Origin of the sequence: Pseudomonas sp. W22_MBD1_FP4 (assembly GCF_052113765.1) — a bacterium.
Classification (GTDB): domain Bacteria; phylum Pseudomonadota; class Gammaproteobacteria; order Pseudomonadales; family Pseudomonadaceae; genus Aquipseudomonas; species Aquipseudomonas sivasensis.
This window is the reverse complement of sequence record NZ_JBGQOI010000002.1, coordinates 362,925-385,893: the sequence shown is the minus strand read 5'-3', so window position 1 is coordinate 385,893 and position 22,969 is coordinate 362,925. Positions and strand designations below refer to the sequence as shown.

Here is a 22,969-nt window from a genome sequence, read left to right as displayed (position 1 = left end):
CCGGCGATGTTGGACAAAAGCGGTATAAAAACCCCGCTTGCTGCGCTGCGGTTTTGCGTAGGCGCCTGGCTGATGCGCGACCTACGGCCTTTTGCCTTATAACAGATTGATCTAAAACTCCGCCGATGCACCCCGGTCAGTTTCTGGGTACCCGCCATTTGTGCGCGGTGACCTTTTCTCTCCCCAACGGAAAAACCGGTAAGGAATTTATGTGCGGATTAGCTGGCGAGTTACGTTTCGATCACCAACCTGCCGACCTGGCAGCGGTGGAGCGAATCACCCATCACTTGGCGCCACGCGGCCCTGACGCGTGGGGCTTCCATGCCCAAGGGCCGATTGCCCTGGGCCATCGACGCCTGAAAATCATGGACCTGTCGGACGGCTCCGCCCAACCGATGGTCGACGCCCAATTGGGCCTGTCCCTGGCGTTCAACGGCGCGATTTATAACTTTCCGGAATTGCGTGAAGAGCTGGAAGCCCTTGGCTACGCCTTCTATTCCGGTGGTGACACCGAAGTGCTGCTCAAGGGTTACCACGCCTGGGGCGAAGCGCTGTTGCCCAAGCTCAATGGCATGTTCGCCTTCGCCATCTGGGAACGCGACGCCCAGCGCCTGTTCATCGCCCGTGACCGTCTCGGCGTAAAACCCCTGTACCTGTCGCGCACCGGTCAGCGCCTGCGCTTTGCCTCGGCATTGCCGGCGCTGCTCAAGGGCGGCGATATCAACCCGATCCTCGATCCGGTAGCGCTCAATCACTACCTGAACTTCCACGCCGTGGTGCCGGCGCCGCGCACCTTGCTGGCAGGCATCGAAAAACTGCCGCCAGCGAGCTGGATGCGCATCGACGCCAATGGCAACACCGAACAGAAAACCTGGTGGACGTTGCCATACGGTCCCCATGAGGACGAGAAAAACCTCACGCTGGAAGACTGGACCGACCGCGTACTCGACAGCACCCGCGAAGCCGTGGCGATCCGTCAACGTGCTGCCGTGGATGTCGGCGTATTGCTCTCCGGCGGTGTGGATTCAAGCATGCTCGTTGGCCTGCTGCGCGAAGTCGGCGTGCAGGATCTGTCCACCTTCTCCATCGGTTTTGAAGACGCCGGTGGCGAGGCAGGCAACGAGTTCCAATACTCCGACCTGATCGCCAAGCACTACGGCACCCGTCATCACCAATTGCGCATCGCCGAAAGCGAGATCATCGATCAACTCCCGGCCGCCTTCCGCGCCATGAGTGAACCGATGGTCAGCCACGACTGTATCGCCTTCTACCTGCTGTCGCGGGAAGTGGCCAAGCATTGCAAAGTGGTGCAGAGCGGCCAGGGCGCCGACGAACTGTTCGCCGGTTACCACTGGTACCCGCACGTCGACGGCGCCAGCGACCCGTATGCCGCCTACCGCGAGGCGTTCTTCGACCGCAGCTACGACGACTATGCCGCCACCGTCGCGCCCAAATGGCTGACCGCCAACGACGCCGCCGGCGACTTCGTACGCGAACATTTCGCCATGCCCGGCGCCGATGCGGCAGTGGACAAGGCTTTGCGCCTGGACAGCACGGTGATGCTGGTGGACGACCCGGTCAAACGCGTCGATAACATGACCATGGCCTGGGGCCTCGAAGCACGCACGCCGTTCTTGGATTACCGCCTGGTGGAACTGTCGGCACGCGTCCCGGGCAAGTTCAAGTTGCCCGACGGCGGCAAGCAAGTGCTCAAAGAGGCGGCACGCCGGGTGATCCCGAGCGAAGTCATCGACCGCAAGAAAGGTTACTTCCCGGTGCCCGGCCTCAAGCATCTGCAAGGCGACACTCTCAACTGGGTGCGTGAATTGCTGCTGGACCCGAGCCAGGATCGCGGCCTGTTCAACCCGGCCATGCTTGACCGCTTGCTGACCGACCCCCAAGGCCAATTGACCCCGTTGCGCGGCTCCAAGCTGTGGCAATTGGCAGCGCTGAACCTGTGGCTCAGCGAACAAGGAATCTGATTGATGAAACCCCATGCAGCGGCTTACAGCCAACGCTTGCTGAAGGGCCAGGCGCCAACCTACGAGCGCCTGCAAGCCCGACTCGCCGAAGATGGCAGCCCGCTGGCCGCCGAGCCCATTGCCGTGCATTGCGGCTGGGGCCGGCTATTGATCGGCCATACGTTTCCGGACCCGGCGAGCCTGGCGGGGGAACTGCTCAACGAACAACCCGGCGAACGCGACATCGCGCTGTATGTGGCCGCGCCGCAGCAGATCCTCGGGATTGATCCGCAGCAGTTGTTCCTCGATCCCTCGGACACTTTGCGCCTGTGGTTCACTGACTACCGCCCCGCCACCCGGGTGTTTCGCGGCTTTCGTATTCGCCGCGTGCAGACCGAGGCCGACTGGTTGGCGGTCAACCAGTTGTACCAGTGCCGTGGCATGTTGCCGGTTGACGCCGAGCGCCTGACGCCGCGCCATCAAGGCGGCCCGGTGTACTGGCTGGCCGAGGACGAAGACAGCGGCGCAGTGATCGGCAGCGTGATGGGCCTTAACCATCAAAAGGCTTTTCACGACCCGGAAAACGGCTGCAGCCTGTGGTGCCTGGCGGTCGACCCGCAGTGCACGCGCCCCGGTGTGGGCGAGGTGTTGGTACGCCACTTGGTGGAACACTTTATGAGCCGGGGCCTGAGCTACCTCGACCTGTCGGTGCTGCACAACAACCGCCAGGCCAAGAGCCTCTATGCCAAGCTCGGGTTCCGCGCGCTGACCACCTTTGCGATCAAACGCAAGAACGGCATCAACCAGCCGCTGTTCCTCGGCCCTGGCCCGCAGGCGGGGTTCAATCCCTATGCGCGGATCATTGTCGAAGAAGCACACCGGCGCGGTATTGATGTGCAGGTGGATGACGCCGACGCCGGTTTGTTCACCCTCAGCCACGGCGGGCGGCGCGTGCGTTGTCGTGAGTCTTTGAGCGACCTGACCAGCGCGATCAGCATGACGTTGTGCCAGGACAAGAGCCTGACCCACAAGGCGCTTAAAGCCGCCGGTTTGAAGCTGCCGTCGCAACAATTGGCGGGCAGTGCTGATGACAATCTGGAATTCCTGGATGAACACCAGCGCATCGTCGTCAAGCCCCTGGATGGCGAGCAAGGCCAGGGCGTGGCGGTGGATCTGCACAGTATCGAAGAAGTGCAGCAGGCCATTGAGGCTGCGCGCCAATTTGACAGCCGCGTGCTGCTGGAAAGTTTTCATGAAGGGTTGGATTTGCGCATCCTGGTGATCGGTTTCGAGGTGGTCGCCGCCGCTATCCGCCGCCCTGCTGAAGTCACGGGTGACGGCCAGCACTCCATCGGCGCGCTGATTGAAGCGCAGAGCCGACGACGTCAAGCGGCGACCGACGGCGAGAGCAAAATCCCGCTGGATGCGGAAACCGAACGCACCCTGCACGCCGCCGGTTATGACTACAGCAGTGTCCTGCCCCGTGGCCAGACCCTCGCCGTGCGTCGCACCGCCAACCTGCACACCGGCGGTTGCCTGGAAGACGTCACCGCGATCCTGCACCCGACCCTGGTCGACGCCGCCGTGCGCGCCGCCCGTGCCCTCGACATTCCCATGGTCGGTCTGGACCTGATGGTGCCCGCTGCCGATCAACCTGAGTACGTGTTTATCGAAGCCAACGAGCGGGCCGGCTTGGCCAACCATGAACCGCAACCAACGGCAGAGAAGTTTGTGGACCTGTTATTCCCCCATAGCCAGCCGACGGCTCAATAACCCTGTGGTGAGCGGGCTTGACCCGCGCGGGGCTGCGAACCAGCCCCAAAACCTGCCAATGAGTGTTGACTCGAAGCGCGCGTTGCCTGGACTAGGGGCTGCTTCGCAGCCCAGCGCAGGTCAAGCCCGCTCACCACAAAAGCCCGCTCGCCACTACAGCCCCACGGGTTGCCCTTATTTCATCAGGAGTCTTTATGAGCCGAACCATCCCCGAACCGGATCTCAACTACCTGCAAAAAGTGCTGTTGGAAATGCTCGCCATTCCCAGCCCTACCGGCTTTACCGACACCATCGTGCGCTACGTCGCCGAGCGCCTCGAAGAGCTGGGTATCCCGTTTGAAATGACCCGCCGCGGCACCATCCGCGCAACCCTCAAGGGCCAGAAAAACAGCCCCGACCGTGCTGTGTCGGCGCACTTGGACACCATTGGCGCCGCCGTGCGTGCGATCAAGGACAACGGCCGCCTGACCCTGGCGCCAGTAGGCTGCTGGTCCAGCCGTTTTGCCGAAGGCAGCCGCGTCAGCCTGTTCACCGACAACGGTGTGATTCGCGGCAGCGTGTTGCCGCTGATGGCCTCCGGGCATGCGTTCAACACCGCCGTGGATGAAATGCCGGTGAGCTGGGACCACGTAGAGCTGCGCCTGGACGCTTACTGCGCAACCCGCGCCGACTGCGACTCCCTGGGGATCAGCGTCGGTGACTACGTCGCCTTTGACCCGCTGCCCGAGTTCACAGAGAGCGGGCATATCAGCGCACGCCACCTGGACGATAAGGCGGGCGTCGCCGCCCTGCTCGCCGCGCTCAAGGCCATCGTCGACAGCGGCGAGCCGTTGCTGATCGACTGCCATCCGCTGTTCACCATCACCGAAGAAACCGGCAGCGGTGCGGCGGCAGCCCTGCCGTGGGATGTGAGTGAGTTTGTCGGCATCGACATCGCCCCGGTCGCCCCCGGCCAGCACTCCAGCGAACATGCGGTGAGTGTGGCGATGCAGGATTCCGGCGGGCCGTACGACTACCACCTGTCCCGTCACCTGCTGCGCCTTGCATCGGAAAATGACCTGCCAGTGCGCCGCGATCTGTTCCGTTATTACTTCAGCGATGCACACTCGGCGGTGACGGCCGGGCACGATATCCGTACAGCGCTGCTGGCGTTTGGTTGCGACGCGACCCACGGCTACGAGCGCACCCATATCGACAGCCTGGCGGCGCTGAGCCGCTTGCTCGGCGCGTACATCCTCAGCCCGCCGGTCTTTGCCAGCGACGCGCAGCCGGCCCAGGGTTCACTGGACCGCTTCAGTCATCAAATCGAGCATGAAACGCAGATGGAGAGCGACACGCGCGTGCCGTCGGTGGACAGTCTGGTGGGCAACAAGTCCTCAGGCGAGTAACAGCCACTGCTGGCAACCCAGGTCCCGGCACAGTAGCATCGCCGGGATTCTCTATCTGAGGCTTGTATGCTGATTCCCTACGACGCTCTTGAAGTCGACACCCTGACCCGCCTGATCGAAGACTTCGTGACCCGCGACGGCACCGACAATGGCGACGACACGCCCCTGGAAACCCGCGTGCTGCGCGTGCGCCAAGCGCTGACCAAGGGCCAGGCCCTGATCGTATTCGACCCGGAAAGCGAGCAATGCCAGTTGATGCTCAAGCACGATGTGCCCAAGCATCTGTTCGACTGAGGGTGTTCTAGGGGTTGGTGGCGGGTTGGGGTTGAGTGGCTTGGCGTTCGAGCATTTTCTGATGCACCTCGGCGCGGTGCACATTGATCCCCGCTGGTGCGGCAATGCCGAATTTCACTTGGTCGCCGTTCAGTTCCAGGATGCGCACGGTGATCTCATCACCGATGGAGATGATTTCGCCTACAGCGCGGCTTAAGACCAGCATGGCGTTTGTCCTTTTGGAGTGACAGGACCTCGACCATGCGCGCAGAAGGTTGATGCAACAATGGCGCGCAGCTAAATCAGGCAACACCTACACCAGTAGGTAATTTGCCTGACAGACCAACACCTGATTAGCCTTTAACAGCCTGTGCCTTGGCGCGCATCTTGTCGGCCATGGTAGTCATTTCGTCGTATAGCAATTGCGGATTCTTCTGCTTCAACGCCCAGGCCATCCGGCCCTGCTCGTGGGGCAAGATCATGAATTCCCCTTCGGCGACACGCTGATAGATGTAATCGGCAATATCCGCCGCCGAGATCGGCGAACTCTCCAACAACTTGCCCACCTGGGCCTTCATCGCCGGCGTCGGCCCACGGAACGAGTCCAGCAGGTTGGTCTGGAAGAACGACGGGCATACCACATGCACGCCGACTTCCTGCTGCTTGAGCTCCACCAGCAGGCTTTCCGACAGCGCCACCACACCGGCCTTGGCTACGTTGTAGTTGCTCATGGCCGGCCCTTGCATCAGCGCGGCCATAGAGGCGATGTTGATGATGCGGCCCTTGCTCTTTTCCAGCAGCGGCAGGAACGCTTTGCAGCCTTTGACCACGCCCATCAGATTGATCGCAATCTGCCAGTCCCAATCCTCCAGGGACAGTTCGGCAAAGAAACCACCCGAGGCGACGCCAGCGTTATTGACGATCACATCGATGCCCCCCAGCTTCACTTCGCACGCCTGGGCAAACGCGGTGAGCTGGCTGTAGTCGCGCACGTCGCAACGTTGGGTAAAGCCATCGCCCCCGGCCTCGCGCACGAGCTTGAGGGTTTCCTGCAAGCCTGGCTCGCTGACATCCGACAAGGCCAATTGCCAACCCTCGCGGGCCCAGCGCAGAGCGATTTCACGACCCAGGCCGGACCCGGCGCCAGTGATCATCATGCGATTTTGCATAGGAAGCTGCCTTGTGGTTCACAGAAGAAGTGATCGGCAGTGTAGCGAAGGTTTTTCCTGCACCCACGCACCATCAGATTGATGAATGCCCCAGGCAAACCTTGGGCCGGGTCGGATGCCTGCGCACCGCCTAAGTTCAATCTTTTTCAACTAGTACGACGCAGCTGCGAGCGCATTAAAAGAAATAAGCGTGTTTGCAAAATGCTTTAAAAAAACACGGAATTTTATGCGAAGCGCAGGAGTCGGAGTTGTTAAGGCGTTCGTAATTAAACCTGCGGTCGTAACGTTAAATCATCAGTCCTTGCACAAGGCCTATAAGGAAATAAAACCATGAGCCTCATTCTAATCATCATCCTGATCCTGCTGCTGGTCGGCGGTCTGCCAGTCTTCCCGCACTCCCGCAACTGGGGCTATGGCCCGTCGGGTATCCTGGGTGTTGTTCTGGTTGTCCTGCTGGTGTTGTTGTTGCTCGGCCGGATATAAAAACCGCATAAAAAAAGAGGCCTTAAAAGGCCTCTTTTTTATTGCCGGTTAATTAGTCCGGCTTGCCGTCAACTACGCCGGCGGTGTTATCCAACAGGCTCTTGGTGGCCGTCTGCAGGAATGACTCAAGTTTCTGCTTCAACGCGGCCTCGTCCGGCGATTCAGGAATCACCTTACCGGTCGGGTTAGCGCCCAGTTCGTATTCCCACAACTTCGGTGGCATCTCCTTGGGCAAAACAAGGATGCGGTCTGCGGTGACCAAGGCCACGGTCTGGTCGCTGCCCGAAGGCTTGATCACGCCAAAGCCTTTGTCGCCTTCCGGCAGGTTCAGCAGATCACGACCCCAGCACTGGTGCAGGGTGTCGCCACCGAGGCGGCCCATAATGGTCGGCACGATGTCGATCTGGGTGCCCACGGTGTGGTCACGCTCGCCGAACTTCTCCTGCATGCCCGGTGCAATCATCAGCATCGGCACGTTGAAGCGGCCCAAGTCCATCTCGGTGATCTGCTGTTCGTTGCCGAAGCCGTGGTCGCCCACGATTACAAACAGGGTTTCCTTGAAGTACGGCTCCTTGCGGGCCTTTTCAAAGAACTGGCCCAGGGCCCAGTCGGAGTAACGCATGGCCGTCAAATGCTCGTTGAGGCTGCCACGGTCAGTGACTTTCTCGACGGGCAATGGCGTCGGCAATGCGTACGGCGTGTGGTTGGACAGGGTTTGCAGCAGTGCGTAGAACGGCTTGCCGCCTTCGCGGGCTTTCAACTCTTGCAGGCCACGGTTGAACATGTCCTGGTCGGACACGCCCCACGTCGGATCAGAGAACACAGGGTCGACGAAGTCGTTGCGGCCAATGAAGTTGGTCATGCCCTGGTTGCTGAAGAAGCCCGACTGGTTGTCCCAGGCGAAGTCGCCGTTGTAGACATACACGTCGTCAAACTGACGCGCGCTGAGCAACTGCGGCAGGCCCGACAGCTTGTGGCTGCCTTCCGGGGTCTGCATCAGGTATTCAAAGCCTGGCAGGTTCGGGAAGCAGGCCATGGTGGCGAACATACCCTGGTGGGTGTGAGTGCCGTTGGAGAAGAAGCGGTCGAACAGCAGGCCTTCCTTGGACAGTTTGTCGAAGGACGGCGTGATGTTGCCCGGACGGCCCAATGCGCCTACCGAGTGACCGGCGAAGCTTTCCATCAGGATGACCACGACGTTCTTGATCGGCAGGGTCTTCTCGGCCGGCGGCATGTAGTCACGGCGCACGGCGGCTGTGTCGGTATCGACCAGTTTCTCTTGGGGCAATACCAGCATGTCGCGCACGGTCTGGGTCGCCAACGGCTGATCCAGAGTGGCCTTCCAGATATTGGCGCGGTCCTCACCGAACCGAGCCTTGGCCGCCGCGATCAGCGACAAGGTGCCATTGAGGCCCAACTGGTTGGCGAAGTTCGAATCGGTGGTGTACACGTCGCCCCAGCGCAGCGGCGGGCCCTGACGCAGAGTGCCACGGGCGGCAACCACAGCGATCAGCAGGCAGACCACGAACACCGCGATGCGGCTGTACCACGGCGCGACCTGGCGGGTGCCGATACTGCCACCGCTGAATGGGCCGCGTGGGCGCGTCGCGCGATCAGCGCCTTTGAAGGCGATGCTCAGGATCAGCGTGCCTACGGCCCAGGCCAGCAGGTAGCGCACCACCGGAAAACCGTACCAGAGCATGCTCATCACGGTTTTCGGGTCTTCCTTCACGTACTGGAAAACCAGGCCGTTGAGGCGCTGGTGGAACTCGCGGTAGAAGTCCATCTCCATCAAGCCCAGGAACAGGGCGATGCTGGACGCAATGGTCAGCCAGAAACGGAAGAACCCACGCGCGGCCATGGCCCGTACGCTGAACAGTGCCAGCAGCAGCGGGATCAGCAGATACACCACCAGGCGTATGTCAAAACGCAGGCCGTTGGCGAACGCTTCCAGGAAGGTCGAGGCCGGGGTGTCGAGGATCATCTCGCGGTTGTACACCAGCAGCGCCAGGCGCAGCAGGGAGAACATCACCATCATGACCAGTGCGCAGAGCAGCGTGTATGCCAGATGGGATTTGACGGTCGGTTGCAGCAGGCGATTAGAAGCTCGCTGCTGACTCAGGGCGTCCGGGTTTGCCATGTCGTTTCAGGACCCATTGGAAGTTTAAGTGACGAAATATCGCGGTGGCGCGAATGGTGCCCGATCAATCACAGCAAGGCTATTAATTACTGAACGTGCACCGCTGCACCGCCTTTAATAGCAGGCAGAAAAAGCCGGAGAATTGTCTTGGATGGGTTGTGAAAATTCTGTACAGCGAATATTTCGATACAAAAATCACACAGGCATCCTGAAACGAAATGTGGGAGGGGACTGACTCCCGATCGCGATGTGTCAGTGCCAGATGAGTGGCTGATACACCGCTATCGGGAGAAGCTCCCTCCCACATTTACTGTGCCCACTCCAGACGGAGTGAAGCGATCAAATCCGCACGTTACCCCGTGGCCCGGCAATCGCCCAGATGATCAGGCCCAGGACCGGCAGCAGCAGGATCAACAGGATCCACAACACCTTGGCGCCAGTGCTCGCGCCGCTTTTAAACACATTGATGATCGCCCAGATATCCAGCGCGAGGATGATCAGCCCAATCAAGCCATTAAATGTGGAACCCATGGTGTCGCTCCTAAGTGAGGGCATGCACTTGTAGGATAGTCAGCCCTGGCAGGGGTTCCGTTTTATTTCAGACGTGGACCGCCACCTTCAGCGCTTCCAGGGACGGCTCCGCCTTGATGCCGACTTCGGCGCACAGCTCCAGCACCCGAGGCAGATCGTTGCCAAACACCAATACGGTCTGGATTTCGTCATCCAAGGGCAGGCTGAAATCAAGCAGCACATAGCCGCCATCCTCCGGGCTCAGGGCGCTCATCTGGATCTGAATGCGGTTCAGCGCGGTGAGGCCGTCAGCCTTGGCCAGTTGCTTGGGCTTGAGGTTGAACGCGACACCCGGACCGAACGAGGCGACGATCTGCGCAAACAGATCGCCATAGGTGTCGGCCTGGAACAGCACGGTCTCTGGCAGGCTGCCGACCACCACCCACTCCCCCAAAGGAATCGGGAAGGTGTCGTCGTAGTTGATGTCTGGGTTGGCTGCCAGAAATGCAGCAGGATCGGCGTAGGCCTGGGCAGCCTCATCAGCGATGCGCGCGACCTCGTCCTCGCCCATGACCCCGGCGCTGATTTTGCTGATAAGTTCGACGAGGGCGGTTTTCATGGGGCGATCCTGTAACGGGCTGGTTTTTGAGGGCGCAAAGCCTACACCAGTTTCTGCAACTGCGCCGCCGTATCCACCGCGCCCATGGTCTGGGCCGCTGCCAGCGCCGTCGCGCCCTGGGCATCTGTGGCCTTGGGGTTGGCGCCCTGACCAAGCAGGTAATCGACCATGTCAACGCGGTTGAACATCGCCGCCATCATCAGCGCGGTGCGACCGTCTGAGGACGCGGCTTCTACCGGCGTCCCACCCTCGATCAGCGCCTTGACCACCGGCAGGTTGCCCTTGAAGGCTGCACCGGCAATCGGCAGTTGGTTCTTGTCGTTCGCGATCAGTGGATCGGCCTTGAACTCCAGGAGCACTTTCACCGCCTCGGCGTGGCCGTGGTAGGCCGAGAGCATCAGCAGGGTGTCGCCATTGTGGTTGCGGAAATTGGCCGGCAAGCCTTTGGCCAACAGCGCGGCAAGCATGGCCGCGTCGCCGCGGCGGGCCACGTCGAAGACTTGCTCGGCAAATTCGGCGGCTTCGTCTTCGGTCATTTGTTTAGGCTGGTCGGACATGTGGGGCTCCTTATCTGGTACTGAATAGGCGCCAGTGTCGCGAGGGAGTTCCCACCTGTCATGGCTTTTTTGTCAAAAGCCCCCATAGCCACAATCAATAGCGGAACTGACCGCCCTGGATCTGCGCGAGTAATTGCCCGGTGACCGGCACGTAGCAGTCCGAACCCGGCAGCCAGGCATACACCGGGTCATTGCCGGCCTTGTCCGGATCGAAAGCCTCCTCCTTGAGCTTGACCTTCTGGTACTTGAAGGTACCGGTGGTTTCCATCTTGACCTTGATCCGCAGGAACAATGGCACCGCATAGGCTGGCAACTGGCCGTGGGCGAATTGCAGCAGCTCGCGCATGTCCAGCGCGGCCAGGGACTCGCTGGGGGTGATGGCGACCATGCCCGCGCGCCCGTTGGTGTTCTCGATCTCAACGCCATACGCCACCACTTCGGCAATCTGGGGGTGTTGCAGCAGGACATTCTCGACCTCGGTGGTGGAGACGTTTTCACCCTTCCAGCGGTAAGTGTCCCCGAGGCGATCGACAAATTGCGCATGGCCGAAGCCGATGCTGCGCAACAAATCGCCAGTATTGAAGTAGCGATCGCCCTTTTCAAACACGTCAGTGAGCACCACCCGGCGATTTTTTTCCGGATCGGTGTAGCCGTCGAAGGGCGATTTTTCATCGATCCTCGCCAGCAACAGCCCCTGCCCGCCCGAGGGCACCTTACGCATAAAGCCATCGCTGCCGCGCAGCGGCTCGCCGCCTTCGTGGTCATAGTCCACCAGAGCCCAATGCTGCAGGCAAAAGCCGATGGTGTTGTCGAAATTCAATACGTTGGTAAAGCCGATATTGCCGTCGCTGGCCGCGTACAGCTCGCAGATATGCTCAACGCCGTAGCGCGCCTTGAACTGCGCCCACACGCCAGGGCGCAGGCCGTTGCCGACCATCTTGGTGACGCGGTTATCACAGTCGTTTTCACTGGGCGGCTGGTCGAGCAAGTAACGGCACAACTCGCCGACATAACCGAGGGTGGTTGCCTTGAATCTGCGCGCATCGTCCCAGAACTGGCTGGCGCTGAACTTGCGGCGGATGGCAAAGCCTGACGCGCCGACAATTGCAGAGCCCCAGCACACGCACAATCCGGTGGCGTGGTAGAGCGGCAAGGTGCAATAGAGGACGTCATCCGGCCCCATGTCCAGGGCGATACTGCCGAAGCTGACGGCCGTTTTGGTCCAGCGGCCATGCTTCATGATCCCGGCCTTAGGCAGGCCGGTGGTGCCGGAGGTGTAGATATAGAAGCACGGGTCATTGAAGAACACCTGCGCGGTGCTGGCCGGATTCTCCAGCGGGCACTCGGCGCTGACCGCCATCAGGTCGATATAACCGTCGGGCACCTCGGTGGATTGCTGATCGGCGACGAACCAGGTTCGATCAACCTTGATCGCGACCTGATCACGCACGGTTTCATAGGAGGCCACCAGTTCCGCACCGACAATAATGGCCACTGGGCTCACCAGGTTCAGGCTGTGCACCAGCGCCGCCTGGGTTTGCGCAGTGTTGAGCATCGCGCAGATGCCACCCAGCTTGGCCACGGCAAGCACGTTCAAAAGTAATTCGGGGCGATTTTCAACAAACAGAGCCACCACGTCACCCTTGCCGATGCCCTGGGCGTGCAGGTGATGGGCGATACGGTTGGCACGCTGGTTGGCTTCGGTATAGCTGAGCACCTGATCGCCATACAACAAAGCGTTGCCATCCGGATTGCGCAGGGTGGCTTGCTCAAAGTGCCAGCCCAATCCGCAAGGCTGCGCGGGGTCGGTGACATTGGCGGCACGCATGCCACGCACGACGCGTGGCAGGGCACGAACAATGGAGGGCACCTTACGCAACAGCTTGCCCCAGGTGATCATGTCGTTCTGCGGGTGGCTCATGGTGGAACATCCTTTTTCTTATTGTTCGTATGATCCAAAAGCACCCATATCTCCGTAAGAAGGAGGCCGAGTGCATTGAAGGAAAATACGTCAGCCCTTCTTCGACTGTACACGCGGGATTTGAAAAGTTTTGTATCCCAACAGACGACGACTGAAAAAGGGAATTTAGCCCCGCAAAGGGAGTCTTTATGGATAGCGGCACGCCCATCCGGCCGCGCCAAGTAACGCAAAATGCAGGATGCATGATGGCCCTTCATGCAATTTGCACGAATCTGAAAATCTCAATTTTTTATAAGCCATTGATTTAAAAGGATATTTTAATAAATCAGGAGCTGGCACAATCACTGCACCTATCACTCCATGCTTGCCAAATTGAGCCAACGGAGCTGATAGACATGAGCCTGATCCAAGATAAATTCGCTTCAGTATTCTCCAACTACGACGTCACCACCCAGCCACGTCCAGACGGCGGCATCCTGCTGACACTGCGCAATGGTGAGGGCAAACAGGTCAAGCGTTCGATCTCCTACCAGCAGTTGCACACTGCCGACCAACTTACCTGGGTGATCAGTGCCATTCGCCGCGACCTGGCCGAACAAGCCAGTGACCTGCCGCAAATTTCGATGCTGCAAAGCCAGAACCGCTTTGCCCTGCCGACTTACCATTCGGCTTAAGTACTGCACATAAAAAAGGGCCGCGACGCCGTTGAGCGTCGCGGCCCTTTTTCGTTGAGGTCAGCACAGGCCTTGGCGCGCGGCCTCGTTCATCGCCTGTACACGGTTGGTGACTTCCAATTTGCCGTAGATATTGCGCAGGTGAAATTTGACGGTAGCCTCGGACGTCGCACGGATCTGACTGATTTCCCAGACCGTCTTGCCCTCGGAAGCCCAGCGTAAGATCTCCAATTCCGCAGGGGTCAGCGGCTTGCCGGACAAGCTCAGGCGTCTCCTGAGCGCGTTGGGCACGAAATACGGTGGCGGACACGGCTCCTCTGGCCCATTCATTACATTTCTCCTTCTTTTTGGCTGATCTCCTATCACCCTTCGGATTCCTCCTATTGACAGGTGATACAACTGGTGCCGCAAAGAGTTACATAACGAATGGTTTCAGTGCGCATTGGCCGCGATAAACAGCCAAGCCCTACAAGCAACTAAGCCTCTTCCCACAACAATTTCCAACTTGGCGGGGTTGAACATTCCAGCTGCCTGGTTTCAATCGTCCAAACCTGGGAAACGCCTGGCAATATCATCGCCGGTGAATGCCGGGACCGCCCCTTGCACCGTTTTAGCTAAGTGCAGTGTGACCAAATGGGGGTTCTCGCCCATATCAAACCAGTGCGCCATGCCGGCCGGGATCGCCAGCAGGTCGTTTTTCTCACAGCGCACGGCATATACGTAGTCGCCTATGTGCAGGCTGAAAAGGCCCTGGCCAGCGATGAAAAAACGCACTTCATCTTCGCTGTAACGGCGCTCAGAGAGGAACCGAGCCCGCAGCTCGTCCTTCTGCGGGTGGTCGCTTGTGACACTGAATACTGCCACCGAGACGTCGCCCAGCGCGTCGATCTGCGGCTGATAGGCGGCAATCATTTCAGCCTCGCTGGCGCCCTTCTCGATCGGGCTGGGCTGCCAGCGCTCGAACCGCACACCGTGCTCGGCCAGGGTCGCAGCGATGTCTTCGGCATGGGTCAAGACCTTGTTCGGCGTATCCGGTGAAGCGACGTGGTAGACAGCGACATAACTCATTGAAGGGTTCCTTGGTTCTGTTCGTGCAATCGAAGACCCATGATAACGGCCGCGGCCAGGGCGGCGACGCTGGCAATACTAAAGGTGAAGGTCGGCCCCAACAGGTTCCAGCTATAACCGGAATACAGCGCGCCCAGCGCACCGCCGGTGCCGGCCAAAGCGGCGTACAGCGCCTGGCCCTGGCCTTGTTGTTTATCGCCGAAGCTGCTTTGCACAAAGGCAATCGCCGCTGCATGAAAGCTGCCGAAGGTAGCCGCGTGCATGACCTGCGCCAATAGCAGCACCCAAAGAAATTCGGCAAACGAGCCCAGCAGTAACCAGCGCAGCGCCGCCAACAGGAAACTGGCCATCAACACCCGACGTACCGAGAAGCGCGTGAGGATACGGCTCATGGCCAGGAACATCAGCACTTCGGCCACTACTCCCAAGGCCCACAGCATGCCGATCACGCCACGGCTGTAGCCCAAGTGCTCAAGGTGGAGCGTGAGAAAGGTGTAATACGGCCCATGGCTCATCTGCATCAGCGCGACACAGGCGTAAAAAGCCAACACGCCTGGGCTACGCAGTTGCTTGAGGAAACCCTCACCGGCAAGGCGATTACCCTGGCTGGCAGGCTGCGCATTCGGCACCCACAGGCTGGCGCCAATAATCCCGGCCATGATCACCACGACCACCACCGGGTAGATATCCAGGCTCAGCCAGTCGAACAGCCGGCCCATGATCACCACGGTGAGGATAAAGCCGATGGAGCCCCACAAACGTACCTGACTGTAGCGTGACGTCTGTTTTTGCAGATGCGCGAGCGTGATCACTTCAAACTGCGGCAGCACCGCGTGCCAGAAGAACGCATGAAGGGCCATCACCAAAGCCAGCCAGGCGTAGGTCTTACTGACGAAAATCAGCGAAAAACTGACCAGGGTGCACACTGCGCCAAAACGCACGATGGCCAGGCGGCGGCCGGTGTAGTCGCCCAGCCAGCCCCACAGGTTGGGCGCCACGCAGCGCATCAGCATGGGTATGGCCACCAGCTCGCCGATACGCGCGCTGGAGAAGCCCAAGTGATCGAAGTACAGCGCCAGGAACGGCGCCGTCGCCCCCAGCAGGGCGAAGTAGAACAGGTAGAAGCTGGAGAGGCGCCAATAAGGGAGCGCTGTCACAACCAGCCCGTCACAGCTGGCCCAGTACCGGAGTGCTCACCTGCACCTCAGCATTTTGCCCACGGTTGCGCAGCAGGTGGTCCATTAACACGATGGCCATCATTGCCTCGGCAATGGGCGTAGCCCGGATGCCAACGCACGGGTCGTGGCGGCCCTTGGTGATCACATCCACCGGGTTACCGTTGACGTCAATCGAGCGGCCCGGGGTGGTGATGCTCGACGTGGCCTTGAGCGCCAGGTGCGCAACGATTGGCTGACCGGAAGAAATGCCCCCAAGGATGCCACCGGCATTGTTGCTGAGGAAACCTTGTGGGGTCATCTCATCGCGGTGCTCGGTGCCGCGCTGGGACACACACGCGAAGCCTGCGCCGATTTCCACGCCTTTTACGGCGTTGATGCTCATCAGTGCGTGGGCCAGTTCTGCATCCAGACGGTCGAAGATCGGCTCGCCCAGGCCTGGCTTGACGCCCTCGGCGACCACAGTGATCTTGGCGCCGACGGAGTCCTGGTCGCGGCGCAACTGGTCCATATAGGCTTCCAGTTCCGGCACTTTATCCGGGTCAGGACAGAAGAAAGCGTTGTCATCCACGCTGTCCCAGGTCTTGAACGGGATTTCAATCGGGCCCAACTGGCTCATGTAGCCACGGATCACGATGCCCTGGGTGGCCAGGTATTTCTTGGCGATGGCGCCAGCGGCCACGCGCATGGCGGTTTCGCGCGCGGAACTGCGGCCACCGCCACGGTAGTCGCGTTCGCCGTATTTGTGGTGATAGGTGTAGTCGGCGTGGGCCGGTCGGAACAGGTCCTTGATCGCCGAGTAGTCTTTGGACTTCTGGTCGGTGTTACGGATCAGCAGGCCGATGGCGCAACCGGTGGTACGACCTTCGAAGACGCCGGAGAGGATCTCGACTTCGTCGGGCTCCTGGCGCTGGGTGGTGTGACGACTGGTGCCGGGTTTGCGGCGGTCGAGGTCGCGCTGCAGGTCCTCCAGGGACAGTTCCAGGCCGGGCGGGCAGCCGTCGACAATGGCGACCAACGCCGGGCCGTGGCTTTCGCCTGCGGTGGTGACAGTGAACAGCTTGCCGAAGGTATTGCCGGACATGCAGGGCGCTCCGTGAAATCAGTTGTAATCACTCGGGGGTGATAACCAAGCGCGCCAGTATACGCGGGCCAACCGACTAGTTCATCCTCGAAACCTTACCGGTCGGCACAGGTCCAACCGACACTTCACCAATGATGGCGCGATGATGCTGCGAGTTTTGCTGTTTACCCTCACCCTGTTTACCGCCGTGGCCCACGCCGCGTCCCCCGTCGTACTGCAACGGCCCATCAGCCTGGACACCGGCAGCGGCGAGCTGTTTGGTTCGCTGCTGCTGCCCCAATCCGACCATCCGGTGCCCGTGGTGCTGATTATCGCGGGCTCCGGCCCCACCGACCGCAACGGCAACAGTGCCGACGGCGCGCGCAACGACAGTCTCAAGCGCCTGGCGTGGGTGCTGGCACGACACAACATCGCCAGCGTGCGCTACGACAAGCGCGGTGTGGCTGCAAGCCTCGCCGCCACACCTGACGAGCGTAACCTGACCCTCGACGCCTACGTGGCCGACGCAGTGGCCTGGGGCAACATGCTCAAGGCCGACAAACGCATGGGCCCGCTGATTGTGCTGGGCCACAGCGAAGGCGCGCTGGTCGCCGCCCTCGCCGCCCCGCAACTCGACCCGGCCGGTGTGATCTCCCTGTCAGGTAGCGCTCGTCCGGTGGACCAGGTCATCCGCCAGCAACTGGCCGATCACTTGCCCCCTGCCCTGCTGCTGCGCAGTAATGAAATCCTCGATCACCTCAAGGCCGGTCAGGTGGATGCCGATGTACCTGGCCCGCTGGAGGCTATTTTCCGACCCAGTGTGCAGCCTTACCTGATCAGCCTGTTCCGCGCCGATCCATCCGCGGCCTTTGCCAAACTGCGCATGCCGGCACTGATCGTCCAGGGCACCAACGATATACAGGTCGGTGTCGGTGACGCCCAGCAACTGAAAAGGGCCAAGCCCGATGCCGAGCTGACGGTGATCGAAGGCATGAACCACGTCATGCGCATCGTGCCCAATGACGTGAAGCAGCAATTGGCCTCCTACAATGACCCGCAATTACCCCTCGCCGCAGAGCTGGGCAACCGCGTGGTGCGCTTTATCGCCGGACTTCAACCCCGTTAAGCGACAATTTGCCTCCAGTCCTCGTAAAAACGGCCGATAAGCCAAGAGTCGACAGCAAAAAGACTGTCGGCTGGCTGGGCTTGGACAGGATCGCGCCGCATGACAACCACTGAAGCAACACCAGAACCGACCGCCGATACCCCGGCTGAAAAAACCGAGGCCGTCGACGCGGCGCCTCTGCCGTGGGCGGATGTCCAGGCCGAACATTTCAAGATGCTGCGCCTGGCCCCCCTGGCCACCGACCGCGCCACTGGCCTGCGGCCGTTGCGGTTCGTGCAGTTCGGCTATGCCGAGCGCAATGACAAGCAACACAGCCTGTTGCGCATGGTCATTCAGTTGCCCGGCCAGCGTGTGCGTCGCGAACAAAACCACTTGGATATCTGGGTCGACCACGACACCCATCGCGTGCATTTCGGTCCGGGCAACAGCCTGGAAATCGAGCCGGCCAACCGGGGCATCGGCCGTTTCCTCGTGGCTCAAGGCGCTGCCTGGGCTAAGAAGAAGTGGTCGCACTACCGCGTCGACGGCGTCGACCTGGCCAACAAGGACGCACTCAACGAAGCCACGCGCCTGCGCCGCGACCACTTCTTGCGCATTCAGGGTTTTGATGTGGCGTATGCCGATGTGCAGCACCTCAAAGGCAACGTACAGCCAGGCAAGGTCGGTGATGTGCTGGACAGTTGGAACACTGAGAAGGTGCAGTTCGTCGAGATCCTCGAAGCCGCGCAGATGCTGCAACAGGCCGAACAGAACCTGTTGGAACAGGAAGTGAAGCTGCGCAAGGAAGAGGAAAAAGTCACCAAGTTCAAGCGCGAGGACAGCGGGCTACGTTTCACCATCACCTGTCTGGTGGCGTTTACGGTGTTCCAGGCAGGGCTGTTGATCTGGATTGCGACACACCGCTAATAGGTTGCACTGCAATAAAAATGTGGGAGGGGGCTTGCCCCCAACAGCGGTGTATTCAGTCATGAATGTGTTGACTGAGACACTACCATCGGGGGCAAGCCCCCTCCCACACTGACCGCATGACCCACTCAGACCCTGGCGGCAAAGACGGCCTGATGCGCCCGGCACTGCTCGGCCGTGAGCATGAACACCCCGTGCCCGCCCCGCTGGAACTCCAGCCACGCAAAGTCCACCTCTGGGTACAACGCCTCAACGTGCACCTGGCTGTTGCCCACTTCTACGATCAGCAAACCCTTCTCGGTCAGATGGTCCGCCGCTTCGGCGAGCATCCGACGCACCAGGTTCAAACCGTCATCGCCACAGGCCAGTCCCAGCTCCGGCTCATGCTGGTATTCGTCCGGCATGTCGGCGAAGTCTTCAGCGTCCACATACGGCGGGTTTGACACGATCAGGTCGAAACGCTGGCCTGGCAGGCCGTCGAAACCATCGCCCTGCACGGTGTATACGCGCTCGTCGACGCCGTGACGCTCGATGTTCTGGTTGGCCACTTCCAATGCTTCGAAGGACAAGTCACCCAACACGACCTCGGCGTCCTGGAACTCGTAGGCGCAGGCGATGCCGATGCAACCTGAGCCGGTGCACAGATCGAGGATGCGCGCCGGCGGTTGAGCCAGCCACGGTTCGAAGCGGTTTTCGATCAGTTCGCCGATGGGGGAACGCGGGATCAACACACGCTTGTCGACGATAAACGACATGCCGCAGAACCAGGCCTCACCCAGCAGGTAGGCGGTCGGCACGCGCTCATGGATACGGCGGTGAAGCAGGCGTTGCACATGGGAGACTTCCTCTTCTTCCAGGTTGCAGTCCAGGTAACTGTCGGCAATTTCCCACGGCAGGCTCAAGGCGCCGAGCACCAATTGCCGGGCTTCATCCCAGGCGTTGTCGGTGCCATGGCCGAAAAACAGGTCTTCCCCATGGAAACGGCTGACAGCCCAACGGATATGGTCGCGCAAGGTGCGCAGGCGGGAAGTGATCACGGGGGCAGACTCCTGGAAAAAACGACTGGCGATTCTAACAGCCTTCGCCTGTACCGACGATGTACGAAAACTTGGCGCCACCCATCGGATTTCATCCAATTTGCCAGCATTGTGTTAAACAAGCCCGCCTCTTGACATGGCTGCACGCCAGCAACGGCGTACCTTACGATGGTAGCGATTCACAGAACCGCTCAGCCAGTGGACAATGTCGCAAAAGCCCCCCTCACAGGAGCCCCAGAATGTCCGTTCCAAAGACGATGTTTCAACTCAGCGGTCGCGGTTACGCAGCAGCCAACCTGAACCATGCGACCCTCGTGATCATCGACGCCCAGAAGGAATACCTCAGCGGTCCACTCGCTCTCTCGGGCATGGACGCGGCGGTCGACCATATCAAGCAACTTGTGACCTCAGCGCGCAACGCTGGCCGTCCGATCGTGCATGTGCGCCACCTGGGTACCGTCGGTGGCCTGTTCGACCCTCAGGGCGAACGCGGTGAGTTCATTCCCGGCCTTGAGCCTCAAGGCGACGAAACCATCATCGGCAAGCTGCTGCCCAGCGCCTTTCATGGCACCGGCCTGGAAAAGCACCTGCAAGACCTCGGTTCCCTGGACCTGATCGTCTGCGGTTTCATGAGCCATTCCAGCGTCAGCACCACCGTGCGCGCGGCCAAGAACCTGGGCTTTCGCTGCACCCTGGTGGAAGACGCCTGCGCCACCCGCGACCTGCCTTACAAAGGCGGCATCCTGACTGCCGAGCACGTACAGCAAACCGAAATGGCCATCATGGCCGACAACTTCGCCACCCTTGCGCTGACCAAAGATCTGATCTGATCGCCCTTCTGATGAGCGGCGCGGCAATGTTTATTGCCCCGCTCATCCGCTAAGCCTTTTGATTTGGCGCATTTGCCTCGGGTACAGGAACAAGCTGCGTATCTTCCGGTCGAAGGGCCGATACCCTGGAGGAAAGGTCGGAATGAAGATATCCGATGGATTTGACGCTCGTCGCTTGCGCCCAAAGGGCCCGAGTAACTGGCGTCTGCGTCTGGTGGCCGGCATTGCCGCGTTGCTGGCGATTGTAGGTTTGTTGCTTGCGGGCGCTGGTGGCGCCGGCTTGTTTGGTCATTCACCGGCCCTTGGCGAACTGAATGCCAGCCCCGGTGGCTCTGCCCTCCTGCTGGGCATCGGCGTGCTGGTGCTGTGGCTGGGCGTGTGGTTGTGGCGTCGTAGCCGTCGGAAAATGCGCCAGCCGTTATCACTGAATATCGCTGCACACCTGATGAAAAAACACGACTGATGGCGCTTGGATAGCGTTTCCTGCGCCCGGCCGCCGCGAATTAGGTAAACTGCCCGCCCTTCGCGGAGGCCGACATGCAAGACGACGATTTTTCCCTGTTCAAAAACGAGCTGCGCGGCGTCAAGCCGATCAAGCACGACCGCGCCGATACCGGCAAACCCAAGGCTGATCGGGCGCAAATCGCCAAACTGCGCCAGGCCGCGACCGTGCGCACCGACGCCACCACCGTGGATGGCCTGTCGGACCAATTCGTGATCGACGTCGGCCCCGAAGACGAGCTGATGTGGGCCCGCGATGGCGTGCAGGAAAGCCAGATGCGCAAGCTCAAGGTCGGCCAGATCCCCTTCGAAGGTAGCCTCGACCTGCACGGCATGACCGTGGAGAAAGCCCGGGAAACCCTGTGGGCCTTTCTCGCTGAAGCCACCAAATTCGAAATCCGCTGTGTACGCGTCACCCACGGCAAAGCCGTGCGGCTGGACGGTAAGCGACCGATGATCAAAAGCCACGTCAACACCTGGCTGCGCCAGCACGCCCAGGTGCTGGGCTTCACCTCCTGCCAGGCCCGGCACGGCGGCGCGGGGGCGGTGTATGTGATGCTCAAGCGTACGATGATGGAAGGACGCGACGAGTAACAAGTGACATCGTCAGGCTTGCAGCGATGTGTCCGCCACCGTAACCTTGCGCTTTGCGAAAATCCCACAGGTAGTTTCATGTCCCTGGAACAGAATTACACCGCGATCCTCGGCCAACTCGGCGAGGACGTCTCCCGCGAGGGCCTGCTCGACACGCCAAAACGTGCCGCCAAGGCGATGCAGTACCTCTGCCGCGGTTATGAGCAGACGCTGGAAGAAGTCACCAACGGTGCCTTGTTCAGCTCCGACAACAGCGAAATGGTGCTGGTCAAGGACATCGAGTTGTACTCGCTGTGCGAACACCACCTGCTGCCGTTTATCGGCAAGGCCCACGTCGCGTACATCCCGAGTGGCAAAGTGCTGGGCCTGTCCAAGGTCGCGCGGATTGTCGACATGTATGCGCGCCGCCTGCAGATCCAGGAAAACCTCAGCCGCCAGATCGCTGATGCCGTGATGCAAGTGACCGGCGCCCTGGGCGTGGCGGTGGTGATCGAAGCTAAGCACATGTGCATGATGATGCGCGGTGTGGAGAAACAGAATTCGTCGATGATCACTTCAGTGATGCTGGGTGAGTTCCGCGAAAACGCGGCCACTCGCAGCGAGTTCCTCAGCCTGATCAAGTAATAGGCTGCGCAGAAAAAGACCGGCGTTCATCGCCGGTTTTTTTTCGCCTGCAGAATTAAGGTAAGCTGCGGCCCCTTCTTCATGGGCAAGAGGTTTCAGCCATGTTCGTCAAAGCACTTCGAGTGGGCCTCGGCCACGTCATCATCGCCGGCGACTTACTTACCCGTCCGCGCAAAAAGCAGCGCCCTGCCGAACAACAGGCGCAGGTGAACGCAGCGGCCAAGGACCTGACCCTGTATCAATTCCACGCCTGCCCGTTCTGTGTGAAGACCCGCCGCACCCTGCACCGCCTGAATGTGCCGGTGGCGCTGAAGGATGCGAAGAACAACGAGCAGGACCGCCAGACCCTGCTGGAGCAAGGCGGCAAGATCAAGGTGCCGTGCCTGCGCATCGAAGAAAACGGTCAGACCACTTGGATGTATGACTCCAAGGTGATCATCGATTACCTCGATAAGCGGTTTGCCGCGATCTGACAAACATCGCAAAACTAATGTGGGAGGGAGCTTGCCCCCGATGAGGGAGTGTCAGTCACTGGATTAGCCGGCTGACACTCCGCTATCGGGGGGCAAGCCCCCTC

Annotated in this window: 25 protein-coding genes; 13 read left to right on the top strand and 12 right to left on the bottom strand. The window is 60.4% G+C overall.

Going from position 1 to position 22,969, the window contains the following annotated elements; all coding sequences use genetic code 11:
- Positions 1–209: 209 nt before the first annotated feature.
- From ACEN2T_RS04570 to ACEN2T_RS04555, 4 genes are all read left to right on the top strand, one after another.
- Positions 210–1,982 (top strand): N-acetylglutaminylglutamine amidotransferase, encoded by a 1,773-nt coding sequence (locus tag ACEN2T_RS04570; RefSeq protein ID WP_032888064.1) that lies wholly within the window; start codon positions 210–212, stop codon positions 1,980–1,982.
- A gap of 3 nt (positions 1,983–1,985) precedes the next feature.
- Positions 1,986–3,734, top strand: a complete 1,749-nt coding sequence (gene ngg / locus ACEN2T_RS04565; RefSeq protein WP_032888062.1) for an N-acetylglutaminylglutamine synthetase — start codon at positions 1,986–1,988, stop codon at positions 3,732–3,734.
- A 194-nt stretch (positions 3,735–3,928) separates the two neighbouring features.
- Positions 3,929–5,122: an osmoprotectant NAGGN system M42 family peptidase gene (locus ACEN2T_RS04560; RefSeq protein ID WP_032888060.1), complete on the top strand. Its 1,194-nt coding sequence runs from the start codon at positions 3,929–3,931 to the stop codon at positions 5,120–5,122.
- 66 nt (positions 5,123–5,188) lie between these two features.
- Positions 5,189–5,416: a YheU family protein gene (locus ACEN2T_RS04555; RefSeq protein WP_003192759.1), complete on the top strand. Its 228-nt coding sequence runs from the start codon at positions 5,189–5,191 to the stop codon at positions 5,414–5,416.
- 7 nt (positions 5,417–5,423) lie between these two features.
- On the opposite strand, the gene csrA is transcribed toward ACEN2T_RS04555, so the two are convergent.
- A complete protein-coding gene (csrA, locus tag ACEN2T_RS04550) occupies positions 5,424–5,621 on the bottom strand; it encodes a carbon storage regulator CsrA (protein WP_095185473.1) in 198 nt (65 codons plus the stop codon).
- A 127-nt stretch (positions 5,622–5,748) separates the two neighbouring features.
- Positions 5,749–6,564: an SDR family oxidoreductase gene (locus ACEN2T_RS04545; protein WP_032888057.1), complete on the bottom strand. Its 816-nt coding sequence runs from the start codon at positions 6,562–6,564 to the stop codon at positions 5,749–5,751.
- 330 nt (positions 6,565–6,894) lie between these two features.
- On the opposite strand from ACEN2T_RS04545, the gene ACEN2T_RS04540 reads away from it, so the two are divergent.
- The gene (locus ACEN2T_RS04540; protein ID WP_015885095.1) at positions 6,895–7,047 is read left to right on the top strand and encodes a DUF3309 family protein; all 153 of its coding nucleotides are present in this window, start codon (positions 6,895–6,897) and stop codon (positions 7,045–7,047) included.
- A 52-nt stretch (positions 7,048–7,099) separates the two neighbouring features.
- Here ACEN2T_RS04540 and ACEN2T_RS04535 read toward each other — a convergent pair whose 3' ends face one another.
- The 5 genes from ACEN2T_RS04535 to ACEN2T_RS04515 all read right to left on the bottom strand — a co-directional run bounded on the left by ACEN2T_RS04535 (position 7,100) and on the right by ACEN2T_RS04515 (position 12,794).
- Positions 7,100–9,187, bottom strand: a complete 2,088-nt coding sequence (locus ACEN2T_RS04535; RefSeq protein WP_032888055.1) for an LTA synthase family protein — start codon at positions 9,185–9,187, stop codon at positions 7,100–7,102.
- 339 nt (positions 9,188–9,526) lie between these two features.
- Entirely contained in the window at positions 9,527–9,718 is a 192-nt protein-coding gene (locus ACEN2T_RS04530) for a PLDc N-terminal domain-containing protein (protein ID WP_003172956.1), read from the bottom strand.
- Between the two features lie 67 nt (positions 9,719–9,785).
- Positions 9,786–10,316, bottom strand: a complete 531-nt coding sequence (locus ACEN2T_RS04525) for a hypothetical protein (RefSeq protein ID WP_032888053.1) — start codon at positions 10,314–10,316, stop codon at positions 9,786–9,788.
- 41 nt (positions 10,317–10,357) lie between these two features.
- Entirely contained in the window at positions 10,358–10,873 is a 516-nt protein-coding gene (locus tag ACEN2T_RS04520) for an ankyrin repeat domain-containing protein (RefSeq protein WP_032888051.1), read from the bottom strand.
- 94 nt (positions 10,874–10,967) lie between these two features.
- Complete coding sequence (locus ACEN2T_RS04515) at positions 10,968–12,794, bottom strand: long-chain-acyl-CoA synthetase (protein WP_442116364.1); 1,827 nt, start codon at positions 12,792–12,794, stop codon at positions 10,968–10,970.
- Between the two features lie 395 nt (positions 12,795–13,189).
- On the opposite strand from ACEN2T_RS04515, the gene ACEN2T_RS04510 reads away from it, so the two are divergent.
- Positions 13,190–13,468 carry a DUF3509 domain-containing protein gene (locus ACEN2T_RS04510; RefSeq protein ID WP_032888048.1) on the top strand — a complete coding sequence of 93 codons (279 nt, stop codon included), beginning with the start codon at positions 13,190–13,192 and terminating at the stop codon, positions 13,466–13,468.
- A 60-nt stretch (positions 13,469–13,528) separates the two neighbouring features.
- Here the strand turns inward: ACEN2T_RS04510 and ACEN2T_RS04505 are convergent, their stop codons facing one another.
- The 4 genes from ACEN2T_RS04505 to aroC form a co-directional block, all read right to left on the bottom strand.
- Positions 13,529–13,798, bottom strand: a complete 270-nt coding sequence (locus tag ACEN2T_RS04505; protein ID WP_032888046.1) for a response regulator transcription factor — start codon at positions 13,796–13,798, stop codon at positions 13,529–13,531.
- Between the two features lie 207 nt (positions 13,799–14,005).
- Positions 14,006–14,536: a 1,2-dihydroxy-3-keto-5-methylthiopentene dioxygenase gene (locus ACEN2T_RS04500; RefSeq protein WP_442116363.1), complete on the bottom strand. Its 531-nt coding sequence runs from the start codon at positions 14,534–14,536 to the stop codon at positions 14,006–14,008.
- The gene (locus ACEN2T_RS04495; RefSeq protein WP_442116410.1) at positions 14,533–15,699 is read right to left on the bottom strand and encodes an MFS transporter; all 1,167 of its coding nucleotides are present in this window, start codon (positions 15,697–15,699) and stop codon (positions 14,533–14,535) included. Before ACEN2T_RS04495 ends, ACEN2T_RS04500 begins: the two co-directional genes overlap by 4 nt.
- A gap of 4 nt (positions 15,700–15,703) precedes the next feature.
- Complete coding sequence (aroC, locus tag ACEN2T_RS04490; RefSeq protein ID WP_032888040.1) at positions 15,704–16,795, bottom strand: chorismate synthase; 1,092 nt, start codon at positions 16,793–16,795, stop codon at positions 15,704–15,706.
- 142 nt (positions 16,796–16,937) lie between these two features.
- Between aroC and ACEN2T_RS04485 the strand changes: the two genes are divergently transcribed.
- The gene (locus ACEN2T_RS04485) at positions 16,938–17,900 is read left to right on the top strand and encodes an alpha/beta hydrolase (RefSeq protein WP_032888038.1); all 963 of its coding nucleotides are present in this window, start codon (positions 16,938–16,940) and stop codon (positions 17,898–17,900) included.
- A 99-nt stretch (positions 17,901–17,999) separates the two neighbouring features.
- Complete coding sequence (locus tag ACEN2T_RS04480) at positions 18,000–18,806, top strand: hypothetical protein (protein ID WP_032888036.1); 807 nt, start codon at positions 18,000–18,002, stop codon at positions 18,804–18,806.
- A gap of 128 nt (positions 18,807–18,934) precedes the next feature.
- Here the strand turns inward: ACEN2T_RS04480 and prmB are convergent, their stop codons facing one another.
- Positions 18,935–19,843: a 50S ribosomal protein L3 N(5)-glutamine methyltransferase gene (gene prmB, locus ACEN2T_RS04475; RefSeq protein ID WP_122681113.1), complete on the bottom strand. Its 909-nt coding sequence runs from the start codon at positions 19,841–19,843 to the stop codon at positions 18,935–18,937.
- A gap of 239 nt (positions 19,844–20,082) precedes the next feature.
- Between prmB and ACEN2T_RS04470 the strand changes: the two genes are divergently transcribed.
- The 5 genes from ACEN2T_RS04470 to ACEN2T_RS04450 all read left to right on the top strand — a co-directional run bounded on the left by ACEN2T_RS04470 (position 20,083) and on the right by ACEN2T_RS04450 (position 22,865).
- Entirely contained in the window at positions 20,083–20,673 is a 591-nt protein-coding gene (locus tag ACEN2T_RS04470; protein WP_095185465.1) for a cysteine hydrolase family protein, read from the top strand.
- 142 nt (positions 20,674–20,815) lie between these two features.
- On the top strand, positions 20,816–21,136 hold the full coding sequence (locus ACEN2T_RS04465; protein ID WP_032888031.1) for a hypothetical protein: 321 nt from the start codon (positions 20,816–20,818) through the stop codon (positions 21,134–21,136).
- 74 nt (positions 21,137–21,210) lie between these two features.
- A complete protein-coding gene (locus ACEN2T_RS04460; RefSeq protein WP_032888029.1) occupies positions 21,211–21,768 on the top strand; it encodes a Smr/MutS family protein in 558 nt (185 codons plus the stop codon).
- Positions 21,769–21,846: 78 nt separating this feature from the next.
- Entirely contained in the window at positions 21,847–22,392 is a 546-nt protein-coding gene (gene folE / locus ACEN2T_RS04455) for a GTP cyclohydrolase I FolE (RefSeq protein WP_003442011.1), read from the top strand.
- Positions 22,393–22,493: 101 nt separating this feature from the next.
- The gene (locus tag ACEN2T_RS04450; RefSeq protein ID WP_032888027.1) at positions 22,494–22,865 is read left to right on the top strand and encodes a glutathione S-transferase N-terminal domain-containing protein; all 372 of its coding nucleotides are present in this window, start codon (positions 22,494–22,496) and stop codon (positions 22,863–22,865) included.
- Positions 22,866–22,969: the final 104 nt, after the last annotated feature.